This window comes from Rhizobium laguerreae, assembly GCF_019778565.1.
Taxonomy (GTDB): Bacteria; Pseudomonadota; Alphaproteobacteria; order Rhizobiales; family Rhizobiaceae; genus Rhizobium; species Rhizobium laguerreae.
Genome location: NZ_JAAXQT010000008.1, coordinates 132,295 through 154,634, shown reverse-complemented (window position 1 = coordinate 154,634; position 22,340 = coordinate 132,295). Strand labels below are relative to the sequence as shown.

At 61.9% G+C, this 22,340-nt stretch carries 26 protein-coding genes and 1 pseudogene; 10 read left to right on the top strand and 17 right to left on the bottom strand.

The window, feature by feature from the left end; all coding sequences use genetic code 11:
* Positions 1–65: 65 nt before the first annotated feature.
* Complete coding sequence (locus tag HFO71_RS23665) at positions 66–1,910, top strand: peptidoglycan L,D-endopeptidase MepK (RefSeq protein ID WP_221958072.1); 1,845 nt, start codon at positions 66–68, stop codon at positions 1,908–1,910.
* Between the two features lie 162 nt (positions 1,911–2,072).
* On the opposite strand, the gene HFO71_RS23660 is transcribed toward HFO71_RS23665, so the two are convergent.
* The 3 genes from HFO71_RS23660 to HFO71_RS23650 form a co-directional block, all read right to left on the bottom strand.
* Positions 2,073–2,336 carry a DUF2312 domain-containing protein gene (locus HFO71_RS23660; RefSeq protein ID WP_003542853.1) on the bottom strand — a complete coding sequence of 88 codons (264 nt, stop codon included), beginning with the start codon at positions 2,334–2,336 and terminating at the stop codon, positions 2,073–2,075.
* 91 nt (positions 2,337–2,427) lie between these two features.
* Positions 2,428–2,733, bottom strand: coding sequence for a DUF1244 domain-containing protein (locus HFO71_RS23655; protein ID WP_017962058.1), 306 nt, complete (start codon positions 2,731–2,733; stop codon positions 2,428–2,430).
* A 32-nt stretch (positions 2,734–2,765) separates the two neighbouring features.
* Positions 2,766–3,554, bottom strand: a complete 789-nt coding sequence (locus HFO71_RS23650; RefSeq protein WP_221958217.1) for an N-formylglutamate amidohydrolase — start codon at positions 3,552–3,554, stop codon at positions 2,766–2,768.
* A gap of 201 nt (positions 3,555–3,755) precedes the next feature.
* Between HFO71_RS23650 and HFO71_RS23645 the strand changes: the two genes are divergently transcribed.
* The 3 genes from HFO71_RS23645 (at position 3,756) to HFO71_RS23635 (ending at position 6,439) form a co-directional block, all read left to right on the top strand.
* Entirely contained in the window at positions 3,756–4,241 is a 486-nt protein-coding gene (locus tag HFO71_RS23645; RefSeq protein ID WP_017962056.1) for a DUF1036 domain-containing protein, read from the top strand.
* On the top strand, positions 4,241–5,680 hold the full coding sequence (gene pyk / locus HFO71_RS23640) for a pyruvate kinase (RefSeq protein WP_094087435.1): 1,440 nt from the start codon (positions 4,241–4,243) through the stop codon (positions 5,678–5,680). The genes HFO71_RS23645 and pyk overlap by 1 nt, the downstream gene beginning before the upstream one ends.
* Positions 5,681–5,803: 123 nt before the next feature.
* Entirely contained in the window at positions 5,804–6,439 is a 636-nt protein-coding gene (locus HFO71_RS23635; RefSeq protein ID WP_094087436.1) for a LysE family translocator, read from the top strand.
* 2 nt (positions 6,440–6,441) lie between these two features.
* Here the strand turns inward: HFO71_RS23635 and HFO71_RS23630 are convergent, their stop codons facing one another.
* Both HFO71_RS23630 and HFO71_RS23625 read right to left on the bottom strand, forming a co-directional pair.
* Entirely contained in the window at positions 6,442–6,996 is a 555-nt protein-coding gene (locus HFO71_RS23630) for a DUF4865 family protein (protein WP_094087437.1), read from the bottom strand.
* Entirely contained in the window at positions 6,993–7,412 is a 420-nt protein-coding gene (locus tag HFO71_RS23625; protein WP_017962053.1) for a tautomerase family protein, read from the bottom strand. Before HFO71_RS23625 ends, HFO71_RS23630 begins: the two co-directional genes overlap by 4 nt.
* A 117-nt stretch (positions 7,413–7,529) precedes the next feature.
* Between HFO71_RS23625 and HFO71_RS23620 the strand changes: the two genes are divergently transcribed.
* Together HFO71_RS23620 and HFO71_RS23615 are read left to right on the top strand one after the other, a co-directional pair.
* A complete protein-coding gene (locus tag HFO71_RS23620; RefSeq protein ID WP_026158871.1) occupies positions 7,530–8,426 on the top strand; it encodes a LysR substrate-binding domain-containing protein in 897 nt (298 codons plus the stop codon).
* Positions 8,427–8,655: 229 nt separating this feature from the next.
* Positions 8,656–9,462 carry a phytanoyl-CoA dioxygenase family protein gene (locus tag HFO71_RS23615; protein WP_221958076.1) on the top strand — a complete coding sequence of 269 codons (807 nt, stop codon included), beginning with the start codon at positions 8,656–8,658 and terminating at the stop codon, positions 9,460–9,462.
* Positions 9,463–9,501: 39 nt separating this feature from the next.
* On the opposite strand, the gene HFO71_RS23610 is transcribed toward HFO71_RS23615, so the two are convergent.
* Positions 9,502–10,446: a GlxA family transcriptional regulator gene (locus HFO71_RS23610; RefSeq protein WP_131709785.1), complete on the bottom strand. Its 945-nt coding sequence runs from the start codon at positions 10,444–10,446 to the stop codon at positions 9,502–9,504.
* 127 nt (positions 10,447–10,573) lie between these two features.
* On the opposite strand from HFO71_RS23610, the gene HFO71_RS23605 reads away from it, so the two are divergent.
* A complete protein-coding gene (locus HFO71_RS23605; protein ID WP_221968363.1) occupies positions 10,574–11,383 on the top strand; it encodes an SDR family NAD(P)-dependent oxidoreductase in 810 nt (269 codons plus the stop codon).
* Between the two features lie 55 nt (positions 11,384–11,438).
* On the opposite strand, the gene HFO71_RS23600 is transcribed toward HFO71_RS23605, so the two are convergent.
* From HFO71_RS23600 to HFO71_RS23565, 9 genes and pseudogenes are all read right to left on the bottom strand, one after another.
* Complete coding sequence (locus HFO71_RS23600; RefSeq protein WP_077979529.1) at positions 11,439–12,413, bottom strand: threonine ammonia-lyase; 975 nt, start codon at positions 12,411–12,413, stop codon at positions 11,439–11,441.
* Between the two features lie 155 nt (positions 12,414–12,568).
* Entirely contained in the window at positions 12,569–14,305 is a 1,737-nt protein-coding gene (gene ggt / locus HFO71_RS23595; RefSeq protein ID WP_221977690.1) for a gamma-glutamyltransferase, read from the bottom strand.
* Between the two features lie 124 nt (positions 14,306–14,429).
* Positions 14,430–14,568, bottom strand: a pseudogene (locus tag HFO71_RS35900) (helix-turn-helix transcriptional regulator); the annotation flags it as partial.
* A 27-nt stretch (positions 14,569–14,595) separates the two neighbouring features.
* A complete protein-coding gene (locus tag HFO71_RS23590) occupies positions 14,596–15,672 on the bottom strand; it encodes an alpha/beta fold hydrolase (protein ID WP_168256356.1) in 1,077 nt (358 codons plus the stop codon).
* Positions 15,673–15,785: 113 nt separating this feature from the next.
* Positions 15,786–16,421 carry a tetratricopeptide repeat protein gene (locus HFO71_RS23585; protein WP_132612268.1) on the bottom strand — a complete coding sequence of 212 codons (636 nt, stop codon included), beginning with the start codon at positions 16,419–16,421 and terminating at the stop codon, positions 15,786–15,788.
* A gap of 110 nt (positions 16,422–16,531) precedes the next feature.
* On the bottom strand, positions 16,532–16,657 hold the full coding sequence (gene ykgO / locus HFO71_RS23580; protein WP_003542835.1) for a type B 50S ribosomal protein L36: 126 nt from the start codon (positions 16,655–16,657) through the stop codon (positions 16,532–16,534).
* A 163-nt stretch (positions 16,658–16,820) separates the two neighbouring features.
* Complete coding sequence (locus tag HFO71_RS23575; protein WP_221988438.1) at positions 16,821–17,897, bottom strand: 5-(carboxyamino)imidazole ribonucleotide synthase; 1,077 nt, start codon at positions 17,895–17,897, stop codon at positions 16,821–16,823.
* A complete protein-coding gene (gene purE, locus HFO71_RS23570; RefSeq protein ID WP_011653459.1) occupies positions 17,894–18,388 on the bottom strand; it encodes a 5-(carboxyamino)imidazole ribonucleotide mutase in 495 nt (164 codons plus the stop codon). The genes HFO71_RS23575 and purE overlap by 4 nt, the downstream gene beginning before the upstream one ends.
* 18 nt (positions 18,389–18,406) lie before the next feature.
* Positions 18,407–18,610: a YdcH family protein gene (locus HFO71_RS23565; protein WP_003542832.1), complete on the bottom strand. Its 204-nt coding sequence runs from the start codon at positions 18,608–18,610 to the stop codon at positions 18,407–18,409.
* Positions 18,611–18,839: 229 nt separating this feature from the next.
* Here HFO71_RS23565 and HFO71_RS23560 point away from each other — a divergent pair, with 229 nt between their 5' ends.
* A complete protein-coding gene (locus HFO71_RS23560) occupies positions 18,840–19,013 on the top strand; it encodes a YdcH family protein (protein WP_003542831.1) in 174 nt (57 codons plus the stop codon).
* Between the two features lie 206 nt (positions 19,014–19,219).
* On the opposite strand, the gene HFO71_RS23555 is transcribed toward HFO71_RS23560, so the two are convergent.
* Positions 19,220–19,480: an ArsR/SmtB family transcription factor gene (locus HFO71_RS23555; protein WP_003552646.1), complete on the bottom strand. Its 261-nt coding sequence runs from the start codon at positions 19,478–19,480 to the stop codon at positions 19,220–19,222.
* A 167-nt stretch (positions 19,481–19,647) separates the two neighbouring features.
* Positions 19,648–20,412, bottom strand: coding sequence for a sulfite exporter TauE/SafE family protein (locus HFO71_RS23550; RefSeq protein WP_221988436.1), 765 nt, complete (start codon positions 20,410–20,412; stop codon positions 19,648–19,650).
* Positions 20,413–20,519: 107 nt separating this feature from the next.
* Here HFO71_RS23550 and HFO71_RS23545 point away from each other — a divergent pair, with 107 nt between their 5' ends.
* Both HFO71_RS23545 and HFO71_RS23540 read left to right on the top strand, forming a co-directional pair.
* A complete protein-coding gene (locus HFO71_RS23545) occupies positions 20,520–21,173 on the top strand; it encodes a thiamine phosphate synthase (protein WP_003542828.1) in 654 nt (217 codons plus the stop codon).
* Positions 21,174–21,183: 10 nt separating this feature from the next.
* Entirely contained in the window at positions 21,184–22,266 is a 1,083-nt protein-coding gene (locus tag HFO71_RS23540; RefSeq protein ID WP_077979535.1) for a tetratricopeptide repeat protein, read from the top strand.
* Positions 22,267–22,340 lie beyond the last annotated feature (74 nt).

The following is a 22,340-nucleotide window of genomic DNA, read 5'->3' as shown; positions in this document are numbered from 1 at the left end:
CGTGTGACCGCATTTGACAGTCATCTGAGACAGTACGGGACATTGTCTGTCTGACGGGGATCGAGTTGCCGAATCTGAATGGAAATTCCAAGCCTTCGCGCTTGAGCTGGCGTTCTTTGTGCGCCGACATTTGCGGAAAGGCAATAAGGACGGTAGCGGCCGCCCTTCTTGCGCTCGCGGTTTCCTCACCGGTATTCGTTGGTACGCCTTCGCAGGCAGCGGGCGACACCCGCAGCCTCAAGCTTTATTTCATTCATACCGGCGAAAAAGCTGTCATCACCTACAAGCGGAACGGCAAGTTCGACCCCAAGGGTCTGGAGCAGCTGAACCGCTTCCTGCGCGACTGGCGCAAGAACCAGCCGACGAAGATGGACCCGCGCCTGTTCGACCTGATCTGGGAAGTCTATCGCCAGAGCGGTTCGAGGGATTACATCAACGTCGTCTGCGGTTTCCGTTCGCCGGGGACCAACGAGATGCTGCGTGGCCGCTCGCGCAAATCCGGCGTCGCCGAAAAGAGCCAGCATATGCTCGGCAAGGCGATGGATTTCTTCATTCCCGACGTCAAACTGGCGACGCTGCGCGCCATCGGCATGAAGATGCAGGTCGGCGGCGTCGGCTTCTATCCGAAATCGGGCTCGCCCTTCGTGCATATGGATGTCGGCGGCGTTCGCGCCTGGCCGCGGATGAGCCGCGACGAACTCGTCAGGCTTTTCCCCAACGGCAACACCATCCATATTCCGGCCGATGGCAAGCCATTGCCGGGCTACCAGCAAGCGATGGCCGACTATAAGCGCCGCGGCAGCGGCCCGCAGATCCAGATCGCCAGCGCTTCCGAATCGGCGCCGAAGCACAAGACGCTGTTTGCCGCGCTCTTTGGCGGCGGAGCGGACGAGCAGGAAGACGAGTCGGACGATTCCACGCCTGTCGCCGTCGCCAAGGCGACGCCGCCGAAGGCCGAGCCCGCTCCTGCCGAGCCGCAGCAGACCGAAGTCGCCGATCTGAACGCGCCGGTGCCGCAGGTTCGCCCGGCATTCAGCAATCAGCCGACGAGCAGCGAAGTGGCGAACGCGCTCGTAGCCCCGCCTTCGGGTAATGCCGCACAGCAGGCCCTTGCTGCGGCCCTTCCGGCCGACCAGGCCCAGCCGCAGCAGTTCGCCGATCTCAGCGCATACAGTATTCCGGTTCCCTCGCTTCTCGGTCAGCGCCGCGCCCCTGGCGACGCCGAGGTTGCATTGGCCGATCCCATGTTGACGGGCGCGAATGCACTGCCGGTTCCGACGCCGATCGAACGCCCCGCGGTTGCCGAGAACCTTCTTGCCGCGGCCGATGCCGATCCGGAAGCAGAGGCCGACGAAGCCGATCAGGACGCGCTGTCTCCTGCCCTTGCCGATGCGCTCGACCAGCAGCGAAACGAAGGGGAAAGCCAGATCGCGTCGAATGCGCCGCCGCAGACGGTCGAGCAGGCGATCAAAGCCGCGATGACGCAAAAGGCGCCTGCCGCAAAGCCGCCGCTCGAACTCGCCGCATTGGCGCCGATGACCAAATCGGCAAGCTTTGGCGACGGCTTCGACGAACCGGCTGTCGAAAGCGCCGTGGCGCAGGGGCTTCCTGCCAAGGGTGGTCGCCCGACGCATAAGGAAGCCGCGGCAGCGGGTGCCAGCCGTACGACGGTGCGCACCGAACCGAAGCTGACGGAAAAGATGATCTCGCAGTGGGCGCTCACCAATGCCCGCCTCGAAATGGCCTCCAAGCAGGTCAAGGCGCCGCGGTTCGTCAGCCAGACGATGCGTGCCCAGCCGATCGCCGTCTATGCCGAGGGCTTCAACGTCAAGACCGCTTCGGTCGACCCGGCCCGCTTCAGCGGCACGGCTGTGAACTTCATGGAAGTGCGCAAGTTCAACACGAACTGAGCCTGCCAATCGAGGAAAAGTCGAAAACCGCCGGAGCGATCCGGCGGTTTTTCTTTTTTATTTCGATCCGGCAAGCTGGCTGTTTAGGCAGTTGTTTCCACCGCAAAAGAAAAGCCGCCGGGAGGCCGGCGGCTTGTCGACATCGGTAATATGCCGGAAGGATCAGCCTTCTGGCGGCGACTCGATCATGCCGAGCGCGAGCAGGTAGGTGTCGAGGATTGCTTCCTCTTCCATGCGTTCCTGCTCGTCCTTCTTGCGCAGCGCCACGACCTTCTTCAGGATCTTGGTATCGAAGCCCATTCCCTTGGCCTCGCCATAGACGTCCTTGATGTCGTCGGCGATGGTCTTCTTTTCTTCTTCCAGCCGTTCAATGCGCTCGATGAAAGCGCGAAGCTGATCGCGGGCGACGCCATGAGCATCAGACATCGTGTTCTCCTGATTTTTCGGTGATCAATTTTGGATGCCAGTGACTGCCGCGAAGCGGCGCCACGGTCAAGCCTGTTCGCGGCCGGGCAGGTTATTTGTGTGGATTGTTCAGGTCAAAAGCAGCCTTTTGCACAGGCGAGGCCTCGTTCTGGTGAAGATTCTTCCAGTCCTCATAGGGCATGCCATAGACCATCTCGCGCGATTCGTCTCTGGTCACCGGGACACCTTCTGCCTCGGCGGCTTCCCGATACCAGTTCGACAGGCAGTTGCGGCAGAAGCCGGCCAGATTCATTAGATCGATGTTCTGAACGTCGCTGCGTTCGCGAAGATGTGCGACGAGGCGGCGGAAGGCGGCAGCTTCGAATTCGGTTTGTTGTTCCTTGCTGAGCGCGGTCATCTCGCTTTCCTCTCGTTAAGTGTAGCCTTCGTTCAATAGGGGCCGGTGCGCGACAGGCGGACATCGTATTCGTGCAAGGCGGGATCGGCATTCATCGCCGCAAAGATCGGCGCCAGGCGTTCGGCCCATGCTGATATGCCGGTCTCGTCTCCGATCAGGTCCTGCCGCACCTCGAGCAGCGCATGCGGAATGCCGGTGATCATGCAATGGCGGTACATGGTATCGCCCTTCAGCGCGCCGTCATAGGGTTCGTTGTCGCCAACGGCGAGATCGTGATCGGCGCGCAGCATGTCGAGCAGCGGGCCGACGGCGCGATGGTCGCTATCCCAGAGCACGGCAGCGTGCCAGGGACGGGGGATGCCTTTCCAGGCTGGCGTGAAGGAGTGCAGCGACAGCACCAGCGGTGCCTTGCCGGTGGCATTCGCCACGCTGTCGATCGTTGCGGCGACAGCGTCGTGATAGGGGCGATGGAAGGTTTCGATCCGGTAGTTCCATTCCTGCGGCGTGATCGGATGATTGCCTGATATGACGGCGCCGTCGGAGATCTTCATGATCAGTGTCGGATCGTCTTCACCGCGATTGGGATCGATCAGCAGACGCGAAAAGCCACCGAGCACGGCGGGAACGCCGAGTTTTTCCGAAAGCTGCCGCGTCAGGCCCTCGATGCCGATGTCATAGGCGATGTGGCGGGCGAAGGCCGCGTCGGGCAGTCCGAGCCGGCCATATCGCGCGGGAAGGCGGTTCATCGCGTGATCTGCGAGGATCACCATGCCTTTGTCATGTTTGCCGGATAGGATTTCGAAGGATTGGAAGTCGTCCATCAGGGAATTGCCGTTCGTCATTGCGCCGTCGGGCGCAGTGATCGCATGCACCTGCGGCAGGTTCAAGCGCGGCAGGGTGGGGAGAGGTTAAGTCGGACCCTCGACGGTGGTTATGAAAGGAAATATAATCGATTAGCATTGCGTTGACTTTCGCTTGACGGCGGCGCAAGAAGACACGGATACGAATAACCGTGGAGCTATTTGGGAGCCGTGTTGATCCAAGCCGCGCCAAGTTTCCTCACGCGGTCCAGACCTCTGGTCCGTCTCGCTCTGTTCGCTCTTGCAGCCGCCATGCCGTTTTTCATCGCAGATGCCGCACGCGCCGATTTTCGCGTCTGCAACGGAACACAGAATCTCGTCGGCGTTGCGATCGGATACCGGGCCAAGGATGGCTGGGTGACGGAGGGCTGGTGGCAGGTGCCGGCAACGACCTGCGCCACGCTGATCGAGGGAGAATTGCAGTCGCGTTATTATTACCTCTACGCAGAGGACGCCGCCCGGGGAGGACGATGGACGGGTGACGTGCAGATGTGCGTGGCGGAAAATGAATTCAAGATCTCGGGTGTGCAGGATTGTTATGCCCGCGGTTACCAGAAGATGGGATTCAAGGAATATGATACGGGCCGCCAGGGTAGCTGGATGGTTCAACTCTCCGACACCCCAGGGACGCAAGAAAGCCAGAATTGATGAAGCGTAATCGCAAAGTTAAAATCCTCGCCACCCTCGGGCCAGCCTCCTCCGAGGAATCGATGATCGAGAAGCTGCACCAGGCTGGGGCCGATGTCTTCCGCATCAATATGAGCCATGCGAGCCACGACATGATGCGTATGCTCATCCAGCGCATCCGCTCGGTCGAGGCGCGCTCCGGCCGGCCGATCGGCATTCTCGCCGACCTGCAGGGACCGAAACTGCGTGTCGGCAAGTTCGTCGACGGCAAGGTGGATCTGAGGCCCGGCCAGACCTTCACGCTCGACAACAACGAAGCCCTCGGCGACCAGAACCGCGTCTATCTGCCGCACCCCGAGATCCTGGAGTCGGTACAGCCCGGCCACCGTCTGCTGATCGATGACGGCAAGCTCGCCCTGCGCGCAGAAAAATGCGACGGCAAGAGCATCGTCACGACTGTTATTTCGGGCACGCGCATCTCCGACCGCAAGGGCGTCAGCCTTCCCGACACGCTGCTCGGCGTCGGCGCACTGACGGACAAGGATCGCGCCGATCTCGACGCAGTGCTTGCCACCGACGATGTCGACTGGGTGGCGCTTTCCTTCGTCCAGCGCCCCGACGACCTTGCCGAAGTGCGCAAGATCGCCCGCGGCCGCGTCGGCCTGATGTCGAAGATCGAAAAGCCGCAGGCTCTCGAGCGCATCGAGGAAATCATTGAACTGTCAGACGCATTGATGGTCGCCCGCGGCGATCTCGGCGTCGAAATGCCGCTCGAATCGGTTCCCGGCATCCAGAAGCAGCTGATCCGCGCCTGCCGCCGTTCGGGCAAGCCGGTGGTCGTTGCCACGCAGATGCTGGAATCGATGATCTCCGCGCCGGTGCCGACACGCGCCGAAGTTTCCGACGTCGCGACCGCCGTGTTCGAAGGTGCGGATGCCGTCATGCTCTCGGCGGAATCGGCCTCGGGCGACTATCCCGTTGAAGCCGTGACGACGATGGCGTCGATTGCCACCGCCATCGAGCGCGAGCCGCATTATCCCGGCATCATCTATGCCCAGCGTGCCCAGCCGGAAGCGACCGGTGCCGATGCGATCTCGCTGGCCGCCCGTCAGATCGCCGAAACGCTGAAGCTGTCGGCGATCGTCTGTTACACCTCGTCGGGCACGACAGGCCTTCGTGCCTCGCGCGAGCGTCCGCAGGTGCCGATCCTGGCGCTGTCGCCGATCATCAAGACGGCGCGCCGTCTTGCCGTCGTCTGGGGCCTGCATTGCGTCGTCACCCATGACGCGACCGATCTCGACGACATGGTCAACCGCGCCTGCCGCATCGTCGCGGACGAAGGCTTCGGCAAGCCGGGCGATCGCATCATCATCTCGGCCGGTGTGCCGCTCGGCACTCCCGGCGCCACCAACATGATCCGCATCGCCTATATCGGCTCCGACGGCCAGAGCGGCGTCTGATCCGATCGCATCTCTTCGAACGCCCGCTGCCTGAAGAGGCGGCGGGCTTTTTCGTTGATGGGGCGGTATTGCCAAGGGCTGCGGTGCGTGCAAGTTTCGATTCCCTGGGTTCGGAGGAGCATCATGGATATCGTCACGCTTCTGGCTTTTGCGGCCGTTTCCTTCGTTGGTATCGCGACGCCGGGGCCGACAGTGCTGCTGGCGTTGACCAACGGCTCTCGGCATGGTCTGCGCCGGGCAATTGCCGGCATGATCGGCGCGGTGCTGTCCGATTTCGTGCTGATCGGCGCTGTCGCGATCGGGCTTGGTGCGCTGCTCGCTGCATCGGAATTCTGGTTTTCGATGCTGAAATGGGCGGGTGCCGCCTATCTCGCCTTTCTCGGTATCATGCTGCTGCGCTCCAAGGGCACGATCGATGCGGCGTTGAAGTCCGGAGCGCCTGCGGGCGCGACATCATCCTTCTCGATCGGGCTGAAGAGCTTCATGGTCGCGGCGACCAATCCGAAGGGCTACCTGTTCTTCTCGGCCTTCCTGCCGCAGTTCATCGATCCGACCCTGTCGCAGGTAACGCAATACACGTTGCTCGCGCTGGTCTTTGCCGCGCTCGATTTCCTCATCATGTTCGGCTACGCCTTCTTCGGTTCGCAGGCCGTGCGTTTCCTCAAAACCTCCGGCGCCATGTGGCTGGAGCGGGCCTGCGGTGGCGCGCTGCTGGCGCTTGCCGGCTCGCTGGCCTTCTATCGCCGGGCAACCGTCTGAGTTCAGGGTCTAGGCAGGGACAGGTGGCCAACGTGATAAGCCTGCGTATGCTCGCCGATTTCCGGAACCTCGCGCCATAGCTTGAAGCGTATTCGCGTCCATGTCGTCGGTTCGAAGCCGGAGACGGAGGCGAGCGCGCCTGTTGCCATATCGGCATCGGCCTCTGCGCTGTTGGCCCCGCGGAGATCGATGAGCGGCGCATAGGGTTCCGTCTGCTGGATATCGCAGGTGGCGAACTTGGCTGCGGCGATATCAGGCGAGATTTCCGCCTGCCAGACGATCCAGGTTTTGACCTGCGGCCAGCCGAAGGCGCCTGTTAACGCCTCAAACCCAGGACCGCAAAGGAAGTCGCTTACCCCTTCCGGCGTCTGCCAGAGGTAGAAGGGCGCGTAGAGGTTTTCGCGACTGCCGAATTCACCTTTGCGCGCTCTGAGATAGGCCTTGAAACCGAGATTGGGAAAGCCGTCGAGCAACGGTCCCTTGTCGCGGATGCGGCGGTCGATGATCGACATGTCGTAATCGGCTGGCAGGGTGAAGCTGTACTGCATGGCAATCATTGCCGATCTCCGATCGCACGAAGCCGCCAGTCGGGGTCGGTCATCTGGGCAATGCCGTCGCCGAAGGACCAGTCTTCCGGTGCGCTGGTGCTGATGACGATCATTACATCCTCGGGCCGGAGGCCGGTCGATTGCGCCAGGAGATCGGCGAGCCGCCGATAGAGCGCCGCCTTGATCTCGACGGTGCGAGGCCTGCCGATCGTGATCGAGATATAGACGAAGTCGTCCGAGCGCGGGCCGGCGAGATAGCTGCGGTCGAAGATCAATTCGTTGCCGTCATGCTGGTGGATGGCCTGGAAGCGGTCGTTTTCGGGCACGTCGAAGGTCTCGACCAGGGCGCGCTGGATGTTGTCGGCCAGTGCCATGAGGTAGTCCGGCGACTTGCCTTTGCGAAGGGAAATGCGAACGAAGGGCATCGGGATCTCCATGGTTCAGGCCGTCGGTCGGCCTTGACAGCAGAACCATCGCACGGCACGATGATGCTGAAAATCAGAATTTTATGGATGAATGATCCTGAAAAATGGGATTATGCAATGCGACGGACGATCTTTGATCTCGACGTGCTTCGAACCTTTTCGACCGGCATGGAACTCGGCAATTTCGCCAAGGCGGCCGAGCGGCTCGGGCGTTCGACCTCGGCAGTGAGTGCGCAGCTGAAGAAGCTGGAGGAACAGGCGGGCACGCCGATCTTCCGCAAGGCGGGGCGCGGACTGGCGCTGACCGATGCCGGCGAGACGATGCTTGGCTATGCCAGGCGGCTGCTGGAGCTCAACGACGAGGCGGCTGCGGCCGTCAACAGCGTCGAGCTGGAAGGCTGGGTGCGGCTCGGCCTGCAGGAGGACTTCGGCGAGACACTGCTGCCTGATGTGCTCGGCCGCTTCGCGCGAGCACATCCGAAGGTCCGCATCGAAGCGCGGGTGGTGCGCAATGCCGAACTGCTCGAGCGCGTCACATCGGGCAAGCTCGATCTCGCGCTTGCCTGGAGTGACGGCACGCTGACGGCGCATTGTGAGCGGATCGGCGAAGTGCCGATGCGCTGGATCGGACCTTCCGAGGAGCAGCCGGCCTGGCAAGCCGCAAGCGGTGAGCCGATGCCGCTCGCTTCGCTGGAGGCGCCGTGTCTGTTGCGCAGCGCCGCGACCAAGGCGCTGGATGAGGCGGGCATCTCCTGGCGGCTCGCCTTCGTCAGTCCCAGTCTCGGCGGTCTCTGGGCCGCGACCGCGGCAGGCCTCGGTCTCACCATCCGCACGCCGATCGGCCTGCCGGCGAAGGTCCGGCCGTTGGCGCCGGAGACGATCGGCCTGCCGGATTTGCCGAAGCTCGGTCTGGTCCTGCATCGGGCGGAAGCCGAACCGCAGCCGGCTGCCGCCCGGCTTGCCGAGCTCGTGCTTCAGTCGGTGCATGGCGCGCTGCGCGAGGTGTCGGCTTGACATCTCCGGATTGACCCCTCGGGCGCAAGCCTGTAGCCTCGAACTGCTATGAAGATTTTCACCCTCAATATCGCTTCGGTCTTCTTCTTGAGCCTCTAAGGGCTCTGCCTTCGGGCATCAGAAGATGCGGCCGCTGACAGCCTTCGTGGCTGTGCGTTGCCGTGAACTGTAACCACCCTGCATCTGGCCAAGGAAAGAGCCGGCAGGTTTGGCGATAGAGAGATGTTTCATGACAGCAGATGTTTACCCGCCGGCACTGAGTGCCGCGCAGATCGAGCGATTCATCGAGGACGGTTTCGTCAGGATCGACGACGCTTTTCCCCGCGAATTGGCCATGGAAGCTCGTGCCATCATGTGGCGCGATATTCCTTTCGATGCGGATGATCCAAGGACGTGGACGCAGCCAGTCGTGCGGCTTGCCGGTTATGGCGGCGGACCATTCGAGAAAGCCGTCAATACGCCGGTGTTGCATTCGGCCTTCGACCAGCTCGTCGGAAAGGGTCGCTGGGAGCCGCGCAGTGGGCTTGGCAGTTTCCCGGTCCGCTTTCCCCATCGCGATGATCCAGGCGATGCCGGTTGGCATGTCGACCTCAGCTTTCCCGGCGAGGATTCCAATCCGGATGAGCAGCGGGACTTTTCCGCCTGGCGGGTGAACATCACCTCGCGCGGCCGGGCGCTGTTGATGCTCTTCCTGTTCTCAGATGTCGGGGAGGAGGACGCGCCGACCCGCATTCGCGTCGGTTCGCACAAGGATATCGCCCGCCTTCTGGAACCGGCGGGCGATGCAGGGATGGCCCACCTCTGGCTGGAGCATGTCGGGGAGGAGCGGCCGCTGGCGTTGGCGACAGGACGGGCTGGCACGGTCTATCTGTGCCATCCGTTCCTCATCCATGCAGCGCAGATGCACCGCGGCAAGCAGCCCCGTTTCATGGCGCAGCCGGGCCTTGCACCTTCCGAACCACTTCGGCTCGAACGGGAGGACGGCGCCTATTCGCCGGTCGAGACGGCGATCCGCCGGGCGCTTCAAGAGCGGTAACGAGAACAGGATGCGTCCTGCCGTCGCAGGCTGGATGTATCACATCTGCAGCTCCTGCAGGGCGGCGCGCCGAATTGCCTGCGGCGGCTGGCCGAAAGCGCGAAGAAAGGCGCGGCGCATGCGCTCGCGATCGGCAAAGCCGGTTTCGCGGGCAACGACATCGATCGGGTGGCGGCCCTGCTCCATCATCAGCCGGGCCGCTTCCAACCGCAGGTTCTCGACGGCCTTGGCCGGCGATTGGCCGGTTTCAGCGCGGAAGGCGCGGCTGAACTGGCGGGGGCTAAGATGGGCCGCTTCCGCCAACTCCTCGACTGAAAGCGCCGATTTCAGATTGCTGCGGGCGTGGGCGAGCGCCTTCTGGATGCGGTCCGATTTGGGCTCCAGTTCCAGAAGGGCGGAAAATTGTGACTGGCCACCGGCGCGGCGGTGATAGACGACAAGCATGCGGGCAACGGCGCGCGCCACTTCAATACCGTGATCCTTCTCGACCATCGCCAAAGCCAGATCGAGACCGGCCGTCATGCCGGCGGACGTCCAGACGGAACCGTCGATGATGAAGATCCGGTCTTCCTCCATCTTTATTTTGGGATAGCGGCTTTGCAGTTCGCGCGAGACATACCAGTGCGTCGTTGCGCGGCGTCCGTCAAGGATGCCGGCTTCGGCAAGAAAGAAGGCGCCGGTGCAGATCGACGCCAGGCGACGTGTGGCGGGCAAGGCGGCGCGGACGAAGTCGGTTTCCGCCGCATTCGGCAGCCTGATGCCGGGCGCTCCCGCCACGATCAGCGTGTCGAGGGCTAGGTCCCCAAAGGCCTCCGTCTCCATCGCCATGCCAAGCGAGTTGGCAATTGGCCCGCCATGTTCGGAGAGATAGTGGACCTCGTAAACCTTTTCCTCGAGTTCGATATTGGCGAACTCGAAGGCCGAGACGGCAGCCAGGCTCATGATCTGGAAGCCGGGATAGAGAAGAAAGCCGACGTGCTGCATGACCATCGCGTCCTGAAATGATTATGTCCTGAAAGGTGGTATATATGACATTTGAGACATTCGCAATCGGACGTAAAACTCTCCTCAAGCGCAGGGCATCGGGCCGGCGTATTCATGGAGACGGATCATGACACAGGAACATAAGGGCACGGCTCTGGTAACCGGCGCATCCACGGGCATCGGCGCGATCTATGCCCACAGGCTGGCGAAGCAGGGTTACGATCTCATCATCGTCGCCCGCAACGGCGAGCGGCTGCAGGCGCTGGCAAGTCGGTTGAGTGATGAGACCGGACGGACCGTCGAGACTGTCGTCGCCGATCTCGGCAACAGGGCCGGGCTAGCTCGCGTCGAACGCGTGCTGAAGGAAGATCGGAGCATCACGCTTCTCGTCAACAATGCCGGTTTCGGCGGGACGGCGCCGCTGCTTGCCGCCGATGTCGACAAGATGCAGGAAATGATCGAACTCAACGTCACGGCGCTGATGCGGCTGACCTATGCCGCTGTTCCTGGCTTCGTTGCGCGTGGCGGCGGTACGATCATTAACATTGCGTCTATTGTCGCGATCGCACCGGAACTCTTGAACGGCGTTTATGGCGGTACGAAAGCCTTCGTGCTCGCCTTCAGCCAATCGCTGAAGCATGAGCTGGCGGAGAAGAACATTCGCATCCAGGCAGTTCTGCCCGGTGCCACGGCAACGGAATTCTGGGGCATTGCCGGCACGCCAGTCGAACACCTGCCCAATGAGATCGTGATGTCGGCGGAGGATATGGTCGATGCGTCGCTCGCAGGCCTCGGGCAGGGCGAATTCGCGACCATTCCGTCGCTCGAGGATGCCGGTCTGCTTGCCGCCTATGAGCAGGCGCGCGAGGCGCTGATGCCGAACCTGTCTCGCAGCGTGCCGGCGAAACGCTACAAGATCGCCTGCCTTAAAAGATAGAAACCATCCGCTGCTACTGCTGCGGATGGTCAACGGCGTTCATTTGCAACGATATTTAGCCGAACCGTTCCAGAGCCATGGCGAAGATATCGGCATCGACATTGCCGCCCGAGGTGACGGCGACGATCGTGTCGCTTTCCAGGGCGTCGCCATGGAAGAGGGCGGCGGCAAGCGCCACGGCGCCGCCGGGCTCGACGACGATCTTCAGCCGTGTGAAGGCGAGCGCCATGGCGTGCAGTGCCTCCTCGTCGGTGACGACGATGCCGGCGCCGGCGAGACGCTTGAGGATCGGGAAAGTGATATTGCCGGGTTGCGGCGTGACGATTGCATCGCAGATCGAGCCTGATACCGACGTGTTGCGTTCGATCTTGCCGGAGGCGAGCGAGCGGGTGGTGTCGTCGAAATCCTTGGGCTCGCAGGGGCGGACGCGAAAGCCGGGGGCGCTCGCTTCGAGGGCGAGCGCAATGCCTGAGGTCAATCCGCCGCCGCCGCAGGGAACGAGAACTTCGGCTGATGTCACGCCTTCCTCTTCCGCCTGTTCGGAGATTTCGAGACCGGTCGTGCCCTGACCGGCGATGACCAGCGGTTCGTCGAAGGGCTTGATCAGCGTCAGGCCGCGCTCGGCCGAAAGCCTGGCGCCGATCTCGTCGCGATCCTCATTGACGCGGTCGTAGAGCACCACTTCGGCGCCGAAGGCGCGGGTGTTGGCAATCTTCAGCTTCGGCGCATCGCTCGGCATGATGATGACGGAGGGGATATTGTGCAGCTTGGCCGCAAGCGCAACGCCCTGGGCGTGGTTGCCGGAGGAGAAGGCGATGACGCCCTTCGAACGCACCGCAGCATCGAGGCCGGAGACGGCCGACCAGCCGCCGCGAAACTTGAACGAGCCGGAATGCTGCAGACATTCCGCTTTCACGAACAGACGCCGGCCGGCAATCTCATTCAAAAAAGGAGAGGAGAGAAGCGGCGTGCGCCTTGCATGACCGCGCAGACGGGCGCGGGCTGCGACAATCATTTCAATGCTGGCCATTCGGGAATCTTTCTGCTTGCGGGTTCGCCCATGCATAGGGCGCGGCAGGCCAATTGTGAACGGCGACTTTGTCACGGTAACATGAATGGTGCCACCGCTGCTTCTCGAGCCGCGTTGCGCTTCCGCCGACCGTTTGATCAGGCGATCCCGAAGGGTCAGTAGCCGCTTGCAGACCCTTCCGTTGCGCGGCTGTCCATGGCGCCGTTATACCGGGCGCCGCCGCCCTTAGCGATGGCGGCAAGGCTCTTGCCGCCGACGAGGATGCCGGCGGCCTGGCCCCATTGCGGCGTGTCATTGCCGCCATCGAAACTGTAGCCCATGGCGGCGAGTGTCTTTTCCGTATCCGGCGAAAGTGCATAAGGTTCGAGAAAGACCTTGTCGGGCTGCCATTGGTGGTGGAGACGCGGGGCGTTGACCGCCTGACTGATATCCATGCCGAAATCGACGACATTGAGGATTGCTTCCAGCGTTATCGTAATAATGCGCGAGCCGCCGGGGCTGCCGATGACCATGAAAGGCTTGCCGTCCCGGGTAACGATCGTCGGGCTCATCGAGGAGAGCGGCGTCTTCTTCGGGGCGATGGCATTGGCCTCGCCCTGCACCAGTCCGTAGAGGTTCGGCACGCCGGGCTTGGAGGTGAAATCGTCCATCTCGTTGTTGAGCAGCACACCGGTGCCGGGCGCTACGACCGCGGCACCGAAGGAGCCATTCAGTGTATAGGTGACGGCGACCGCATTGCCCTCGTCGTCGATGATCGAATAATGCGTGGTCTCGGTGCTTTCCTTGCCGCCGAGCGGCTTCAGGTTCGCCGAGGTGCCGGCCTTGTAAGGGTCGATCTTGGCGGCGATCTCCAAAGCATACTTCTTGTCGAGCAGCTTTGTGATCGGGTTCTCAACGAAATCGGGATCGCCGAGTGCAGCATTGCGGTCGACATAGGCATAGCGCATCGCCTCGACCATGATGTGCACGGTTTCGGCCGAGTTATAGCCGAGATAGGAAAGCGGATATCCTTCCAGAACGTTGAGGATCTCGCAGATGATGACGCCGCCGGAAGACGGCGGCGGCGAGGAGATGATGTCGTAGCCGCGGTAATTGCACTCGATCGGCTTCAGCTCGCGCACGGCATATTGCTCAAAATCCTCCTTGGCGAGGATGCCGCCCTTGGCCTGGCTCGCCTTGACGATCGCCTCGGCGGGTGCCGACTTGTAGAAGGCGTCGGGACCTTTTTCGGAAATGCCTGCAAGGACTGTGGCAAGATCCGGCTGCTGGAGTTTTTCGCCTGATGCATAAGGTTTGCCGTCCGCTTTCAGGAAGATCTTTGCCGCGGCTTCATCTTTGGCGAGGCGCTTGGCGTAGGCGGCGAAACTTGCGGCGTCGCCCTGTTCCAGCGTGAAGCCTTCCCTGGCGAAGCGGAGCGCCGGCGCGATCAGTTCTTCGCGCGACTTGCTGCCGTATTTCTCGCGCGCGGTCTCGAAGCCCATGACGGAGCCGGGTACGCCGACGGCAAGATAACCGTCGAGGCTGGCACGCGGCACGATATCGCCCTTGGCGTCGAGATACATGGTCTTGGTGGCGGCAAGCGGCGCGCGTTCGCGGAAATCGAGGAAGGTCTTAGTGCCATCCTTCAGGCGGATGGTCATGAAGCCGCCGCCGCCGAGATTGCCGGCCGAGGGATAGACGACCGCCAGCGCGTAACCGACGGCGACCGCTGCATCGACAGCGTTGCCGCCACCTTTCAGCACCTCGACGCCGACATCGGTCGCCAGATGTTGGGCGGTGACGACCATGCCGTGTTCGGCTTCGACGGGCGCAGGCGAGGCGGCAAAAGCCGAGGTCAGGCTCAGCGACAATGCTAATATGACGGAGATCATCCCGATATGCAGACGGCCCATGATTTCCCCTCCTATGGACATGATGGAAAAACATATGGGACTGCCTGGGCCCGAGGCAATGCAAGGGGTTGGCTTTAAAGCATGTCATGCAAACTTATGCAGCGGTTTGCGACAACGACATGCGTCAAAACAAAACCCAAAGCGTCAGCAGTTCGGCGAGTTTCCGGTTGGTGTCGGCGTTATCGAGCGGCGTATCGACGATGAGCTTTATCTTCGCCGGCTGGGTTGGCGTCAGGCCGCCGGTCGAAGGACATGCGGCCCTGGGCCGCATAGTTATACAATTCAACGTGCTACAGGATCCTTTGTGCGTCGGAAAAGACACGCGGCGCTGCAGGCGCCAGCGACGGCGCGGTTGCGACCGTCCGATCGCGTGAGGTGGCGGCAAGCCTCTCTTCGGCCTTGCGGGCGATCGCCTGCAGGTCGCGCGGCTTACCTGATATCTTCTCCATGGCGGCGACGGCGACATCGGTTGCGAGGTAATCCGGCTTGTGGCCGACGCCGCTGACGGTAATGAGCTCGGAGCCTGATATATCGCGGGCAAGGCCGCGCGAATGCAGGTGTTCCCAAACGATCTCGTCGCGGTCGCCCGTTATGATGACGGTCGGCGCGGTGATCTGCGAATAAAGCAGCGACTGCTCCTTCACATAGTCGAGCAGTCTTTTGAAATCGGCGGCATTGTTGTGGAAGGCGCTGGGACGCAGCACCAGCGACGGACCTGTTTTTTCGATGTAGTCGGCCGGGCGAGGATTGGGACGGAAGACATTCAGCGTGCCGCGCTCCAGCCGGCTGAGCCCAAGCGGCACGACGATCGCATGGTTGAAGAGCCAACCGACGATCGGCACGGTCGCCACATGATAGTACCAGTCGATGCCGCCCGGCCAGGGATGGGTGGCGGGCGCGAGGAAGAGCAGGCCGGCAGTCTTGTCAGGATGGCGCAGGCCAAAGGCGGCGGTGATCGCGCCGCCGAAGGAATGGCCGATGATGATCGCCTTCTCGATGCCGCGCTTCTCCATCAGTCTGGCGATCGCATCGGCCTGGCCGGAGGGGACGGCGTTCTCAGGGCCGCCGCGTTCGGAATAGCCATGACCGGGGCGATCGACGAAGAGCATTTCCGCCCGGCCTTCGAGTGCGGCGCGGAAGGCAACGACCTGATCGAGCAGATTGCCGCTGGCGCCGTGAATGAAGACCAGCGCCGGCAGATCCGCATTTTCGGGACGCGCGACGTGGACGGCATTCATGCAGTAACCGCCGACATCCGTCAGTTCGCCAATATTCGGATAGGCGTGTTCGAATTGCCGCGCCTTATAAGTGGAATAACCGATGGCTGCGGCGAGCGGGGCGAGAAGAGCGGAAACTTCTGCAAGCATGATCTCAACGAGCGATAATTGCGGGACGTCCTGCGGCGGACAACCGCCACATCGTTCCCTCTCTATTCTAAAATTGTGCAGCGTGATCCGACGTCAAGATCGCTGACCGGGAATCAGATGCGGTTGCCGGCAAGTTTTTCCGCAAGCGTGTTGGCCTGTTCCTGGGCGGTGCGTTCGGCGGGATAGATATCGAGAAAACGCTCCCACGCCTTCAAGGTCAGCTGGTCGTTGCCGGAATTGCTGAGGATCGCCGCCATGCCGGAGAGAGCGCCGAAATGGCGCGGCTCGAGATCGAGCACACGTTCGATATCGGACATCGACTTGCGATAATTTCCCATGACGAAATTCAGCGTGGCGCGGCGGTTCCAGCTTTCGGCATAATCGGGCTTCAGCGCGATCGCCTCATCGAGGAAATCGAGGGCCGCGGGATTGCGCTTTTCCTCGATCGCCTTGTCGGCCCACTGCATCAGCAGATTGACGGTGGCGCTACCGGAATCGTTCCATTCCATGCGGATTTCATTGGCGATGCCGCTGGCCTTTTCGGGATCGCGTTCACGCTTCAATTGGCTGAAGAGCTGGTCGAGGTGCTGCTTCGGCGAATTGTTGGCATCCGTCTGCTCGACGATGACGTCCTTTTTCGCCGTGGCGGCCGGCTGCTCCGCGGCGGTAGCCGGAAAGGTGGAGGCGTACAGGATGAGAGCGAGCGGCAGCGCCGCTGATGTCAAAGCAAAAAAGCGCATGGCGGACATATTAGCCCGCCAGCGCCGAAGATCAAACAAATTTGACGTGATCACCGCAGCGACCCACCGGATATATATGCCCGCGCAAACTCATACGCAGGGCGATCCGACGCGCGAAATCAGCCCTGACGAGCCTTGAAGCGCGGGTTCAGCTTGTTGATGATGTACATGCGGCCCTTGCGGCGAACCAGACGGTTGTCACGGTGACGAGCCTTGAGCGACTTGAGCGAATTCTTGATCTTCATTTTTCTGATCCGCGATCTCTATGGGGGAATTCACATTCGCCCGTATCTTTAACAATCAAAAGCGCGCCATCGGGCGCGCTGTTTAGGTGGGGAGCAGATACCCCGTCACCTTTTCCGTGTCAACCACATGAAGGTGTTTTTCCCAAGGCGCAGGGGTGTTTTCTCAGGCCAAAACCGGCGATTTCGGCGTCAGGGTGGTGACATGGCCCATCTTGCGGCCGGGGCGCCACTCGGTCTTGCCATAGAGATGAACCAGCGTATCGGGGCGCCGCAGCCAGTCGGGAACGGCAAGGATATCATCGCCGATCAGGTTCTGCATGACGCAGTCGGAATGGCGCTCGGCATTGCCGAGCGGCAGGCCGGCAACGGCGCGGATATGCTGCTCGAACTGGCTGACGACGCAGGCGGCTTCCGTCCAGTGACCGGAGTTGTGGACACGCGGCGCCATCTCGTTGGCGATCAGTCCGCCATCGGCAAGTACGAAGAATTCGATGCCGATGACGCCGACATAGTTCAATGCAGCAAGGATTTTCTCGGCCGATTGCCGCGCGGCGTCCGCTGCCGGCGCCGAGATCGCAGCGGGAACCGTCGAGGTGTGGAGAATGCCGTTGCGGTGGACATTCTCGGCGGGATCGAAGCAGACGACCGTACCGTCGGGGGCGCGGGCGGCGATGATCGAGACCTCACGCTCGAAGGCCACGAAGCTTTCGAGGATGAGCGGCACGCCGCCAAGTGCTGCATAGGCGCCATCCGGACTGTCTGCGGCCGAGCGGAAAACCTTCTGGCCCTTGCCGTCATAACCGAGACGGCGGGTCTTCAGCACGCCCTGGTCGCCGAAATCCTTCAGTGCCGTCTCGAGATCGGCCTGGCTGTCGATCGCATGGAAGCGGGCAGTGGTTATGCCGCACCCATTGAGAAAGCGTTTTTCGACGAGACGGTCCTGGGCGGCTTCCAGCGCCTTCGGCGGCGGATAGACGGACACGCTCGCCGAGAGCGTTTCGGCGGCTGCGACGGGCACGTTCTCGAATTCGTAGGTGACGACGTCGCAGATATCGGCGAGTTCGGCCAGTGCCAAGGGATCGTCATAGGCGGCGGTAATCTGCCGGTTGGCGAGCTGGGCGGCCGGACAGTCCGCCTGCGGCTCGAGGATGACCGTGCGAAAATTCAACCTGGCGGCGGCAATGGCCAGCATGCGGCCGAGCTGGCCGCCGCCGATAATGCCGATCGTTCTCGCCGTCATAGATCGTCCATCGGGTATTCGGCGACGGCAGCACTCTGGCGCTCGCGCCATTCGTCGAGCCGGTCGGCGATTTCTTCGTCGGAAAGGGCAAGCACGGCGGCGGCGAGAAGGGCGGCGTTGACTGCGCCGGCCTTGCCGATGGCGAGCGTGCCGACGGGAATACCGGCCGGCATCTGCACGATGGAAAGGAGGCTGTCCTGGCCGGACAGAGCTTTTGATTGAACCGGCACGCCGAAGACCGGCAGCGGCGTCATTGCGGCGGTCATGCCCGGCAGGTGGGCGGCGCCGCCGGCGCCGGCGATGATGACCTTGAAGCCCTCCGCACGTGCGCCCTTGGCGAAATTGACCAGCCGGTCGACTGTGCGGTGCGCCGAAATGATGCGCGCGTCATAGGGAATTTCCAGCGCCTCCAGCGTGTCGGCGGCGTTTTTCATGGTCTCCCAGTCGGACTGGCTGCCCATGATGATGGCGACGGGTGGTCTGTCTGTCATCGTTGCTGCTATTCCCTCTCAGGCGATGATGTCAGGGATGATCTGATCTTCCAGCTTGGAGAGCCTGTCCTTGATAACGAGCTTCTTCTTTTTCATGCGCTGGATCCGCAGAGCATCGCATCCGGTCTGAATCATGGCGTTGATCGCGGCGTCGAAATCCTCGTGCTCCTGGCGCAGGCGCGCCACTATGAGCCTGATTTCCGCCTGTTCCTGATCGGCCATATACATTCCCCGTTTATCGTCCTTGGACCTTGTCCGATCTGGCGATGATTTCCGCAAGCTCCTATCACCAAATACAGGTAACGGCTAGTTAGTCTCGATCATGAAATTGCCATGCAGTCTTCATCTTTTGGCCTTCGACAAGCCGTCAAAAATATGTCACAGTCCCGCCCGTTGACACCTTGATCCCCGACGATGTTGGCCGGGGAGGGTAAGAGGAAGGAAGGGTCATATGACTGTTCAAGCTCATCTTGAGTCACTCCAGAAAAAGCATGTCGCTCTCGAGGAGGAGTTGCACGCGCTCAGAACATCTCCCTCTATTTCCGATACGGAACTTGCCGAATGCAAGCGCCGCAAGCTGCGCATCAAGGACGAGATTCAGCGTCTTAAGTCATCCGTCCACTAATCTTCCCAAGGGTCGCCGGGCGATCATCTTGCGCAACAAGGTAAATCCATCCATTCCACCAAAAATTTGCAAGAACCGGTGATTTGACACCATATTTGCGCCAGTCCGATGCATCCGGCATCGTGGCTGGCGCTTTTGCGTCTGTCACGTCTCACATCGCATCCTTATGATTCGCATCGTATCCCCAGATCTTACGGGAACATGCATCAGGCCCAGAACTGATCCAGCCACAAATTGAGCTTGTCGAAGCCACGGTTATTGACTGCATAGATGCGTTTGGTGCCTTCCGAGGTCACGGAAACGAGATTGCTGTCGAGAAGCGCCTTCAGGTGCTGCGAAACAGCAGGACGGCTGATCGGCAGGCCTTCGGCGAGCTCGTTGACCGTCCGTGGCGCGCGACGCAATTCCTCCAGCAGAAACCGCCGGTTCGGATCGGCAATCGCAGAGAAAGGGTCCGTGTTCGACATGGCGGGAACGCTACGTCAAACCGGCGGCACCAGCAAGGAAATTGTGCATTGCAGCGTGTTGCCGCAAAATTCCTTAAATCGAGATCGATCTAAGGAATTATGCAGCAATTCAAAGTGCTGCAGCGTCCTTTGCGCGCCTGAAGAGACGCGCGGCGCTGTAGGGCCTCTTACCAGCCAAGGCCCTCGCGCACGATCAGGAAGGCGGCGATCAGCGCCATTGCATACATGAAGGGATAGAAGATCTGTGGCTTCATGCGGCGCACGCACCAGGCGCCGGCGGTGGTGGCGAGCGGGGCGAAGGGCAGAAGCGTTGCGGAGGTCGCAAGGTTCTGGGTGCCGAGTTGACCGAGCGCGAAATAGGGGATCAGCTTGATGGCGTTGAGGATTGCGAAGAAGCGCACGCTGGTGCCGGTATATTCACGTGGCTGTAATTTGAGCGGCAGGGCATAGATCTGGAAGGGCGCGCCGCCGGCATGGGCGACGAAGCTGCCGTAACCGGAAAATGTGCCCCAGAGGTTGGCGGCCACCGGCCGTTGGCTGCGCGGCGGCACCACCTTGCCGGCGCCCGGGCCGAAATTGCTCCAGAAATAGCGCAGGCAGAAGAGGATGGTCACCGCGCCGATGACGATACGCAGCATGTTGCCCGGAACCAGCGCCGAGGTCGCCCAGCCCAGCGCAATGCCGATGAAGGCGCCTGGCAGCATGATCTTCAGCGTCGCCCAGTCGCCATGCTTGCGCCAGATGACAAGCGAAATCATGTCCATGAAGACCAGGATCGGCAGCAGGATGGCGGCCGCCTCGACCGGCGAGACGACGAGGGCGAGAAAGGGCAAGCCGATCAGCGACAAAGCGTCGCCCATGCCGCCTTTTGCGAGGCCCACCAGCAGAACGGCGGGCACGGCGGCGTAGTAGAATGACAAATCCTGCGGCATGCTTTCGACGTCCTCCTCTTGCAAGCCTCGTCTAACGGAACTACTCACACAAAACGAGTGCGGATCCCACATTTCGAAGGGGAATTCGCAGGAAACGGAAAGACCCCATGACCGAACCGGAAAACCGCTGCCGCCTTGTGCTCATCGTAGCCGATATCGCCGATGCCGATGAACAGGCAAAGATCGTCGCCGACGCGCTGAAGGGCGGCGATGTCGCTTCGGTGATCGTGCCGCAATATGGGCTTGACGACGGCACCTTCCAGAAACATGCCGAAAAGCTGGTGCCGCTGATCCAGGACGCTGGCGCCGCCGCGCTGATTGCGGGTGACAGCCGTGTCGCAGGCCGGGCGAAGGCCGACGGCCTGCACCTTTCCGGCAATGCTGAGGCCCTTTCGGAGGCGATCGACAAACATGCGCCGAAGCTGATCGTCGGCGGCGGCAACGCAGCTGACCGGCACCATGCGCTGGAGATCGGCGAAGTCAGGCCGGACTATATCTTCTTCGGCAAGCTCGACGGGGACATCAAGCCGGAGGCGCATCCGAAGAACCTGGCGCTCGGCGAATGGTGGGCCTCGATGATCGAGATCCCCTGCATCGTCATGGGCGGCACCGATCCAGCCTCGGCGCTCGCCGTCGCCGAGACCGGAGCGGAGTTCGTGGCGATGCGGCTGGCGGTTTTCGCCGAGCCCGCCCGGGCGCCGGCTATCGTTGCCGAGATCAATGCGTTGCTTGACGAAAAAGCGCCACGGTTTGAGGATTGAAATCGCGCTCATGCCGATCCCGCCCGCCCGTCTTTTGAAATATTTCCTCGCCGGTATGGCCGCCTTCCTTGCGGCCGGGCCGAATGTTGCCATGGCGCAGGTGCCGGACAGCGTCATCAGTCAGCCGGGTACGGGACCGGCTTCGACCTTCCGCACCGACCGGCCTTCCAGCCCGGGCGTGCAACCCTCCGATGGTGTCGGCGTATTCGACCGCATGGGCGCGAAGCTGCCGGACCTGCCGCCGGAGAAGGATTACAAGGGGCCGATCGACGAGGCTTACGGCGCCTTCCAGCGCGGTTATTACCTGACGGCAATGGACAAGGCGCTGCCGCGCGCCCAGCTCGGCGATCCGGCGGCGCAGACGCTGATCGGCGAAATCCTCTCGCAGGGCCTCGGCGTCAAGAAGGACGTGAAGAACGCTGCCTTTTGGTACGGCAAGGCGGCCGAAGGCGGCGACGCGGCGGCGATGTTTAAATATGCGCTGATCCTGATGGAAGGCGAGGGCGTGCCGCGTGACAAGGTCAAGGCCGACGACTACATGCACAAGGCGGCCGAGGCGGGCAATCCTTCGGCGGAATTCAACTGGGCACAGCTTCTCATCGCCGACAATCCCGGCGAAAAGGGACTGAAGCTGGCGCTGCCATTCTATGAGAAATCGGCCGAGCAGGGCATTGCCGATTCGCAATACGCCGTGGCGCAGATCTATGCGACGCTGAAGGACCTGCCGGAAGAAAAGAAGAAGCTCGCCCGCGAATGGATGGTACGCGCCGCGCGCGCCGGCTTCGACACGGCCCAGCTCGATCTCGGTATCTGGTTCGTCAACGGCGTCGGCGGGCCAAAGGATTACGTCAAGGGCTTCGAATGGCTGAAACTTGCCGCCAATGGCGGCAATGTCGCCGCGCAGAACAAGCTCGCCCATCTCTATATCAACGCGATCGGCACGGCGCCCAATCCGATCGAGGCGGCGAAGTGGTACGTGCTGTCGCGCCGGGCCGGGCTCGCCGATCCGGCGCTCGAGGATTTCTACCTCGGCATCGAGGACACCCAGCAGAAGGCGGCGATCGACGCCGCCAACAAGTTTCGGCGGCGATAGCGGCCGCTTGGCGACCCGGCCGACGAGGCGGACGGGCTCCTGCATAGTCCCTTAAATCTGATCGATTTAGGCAT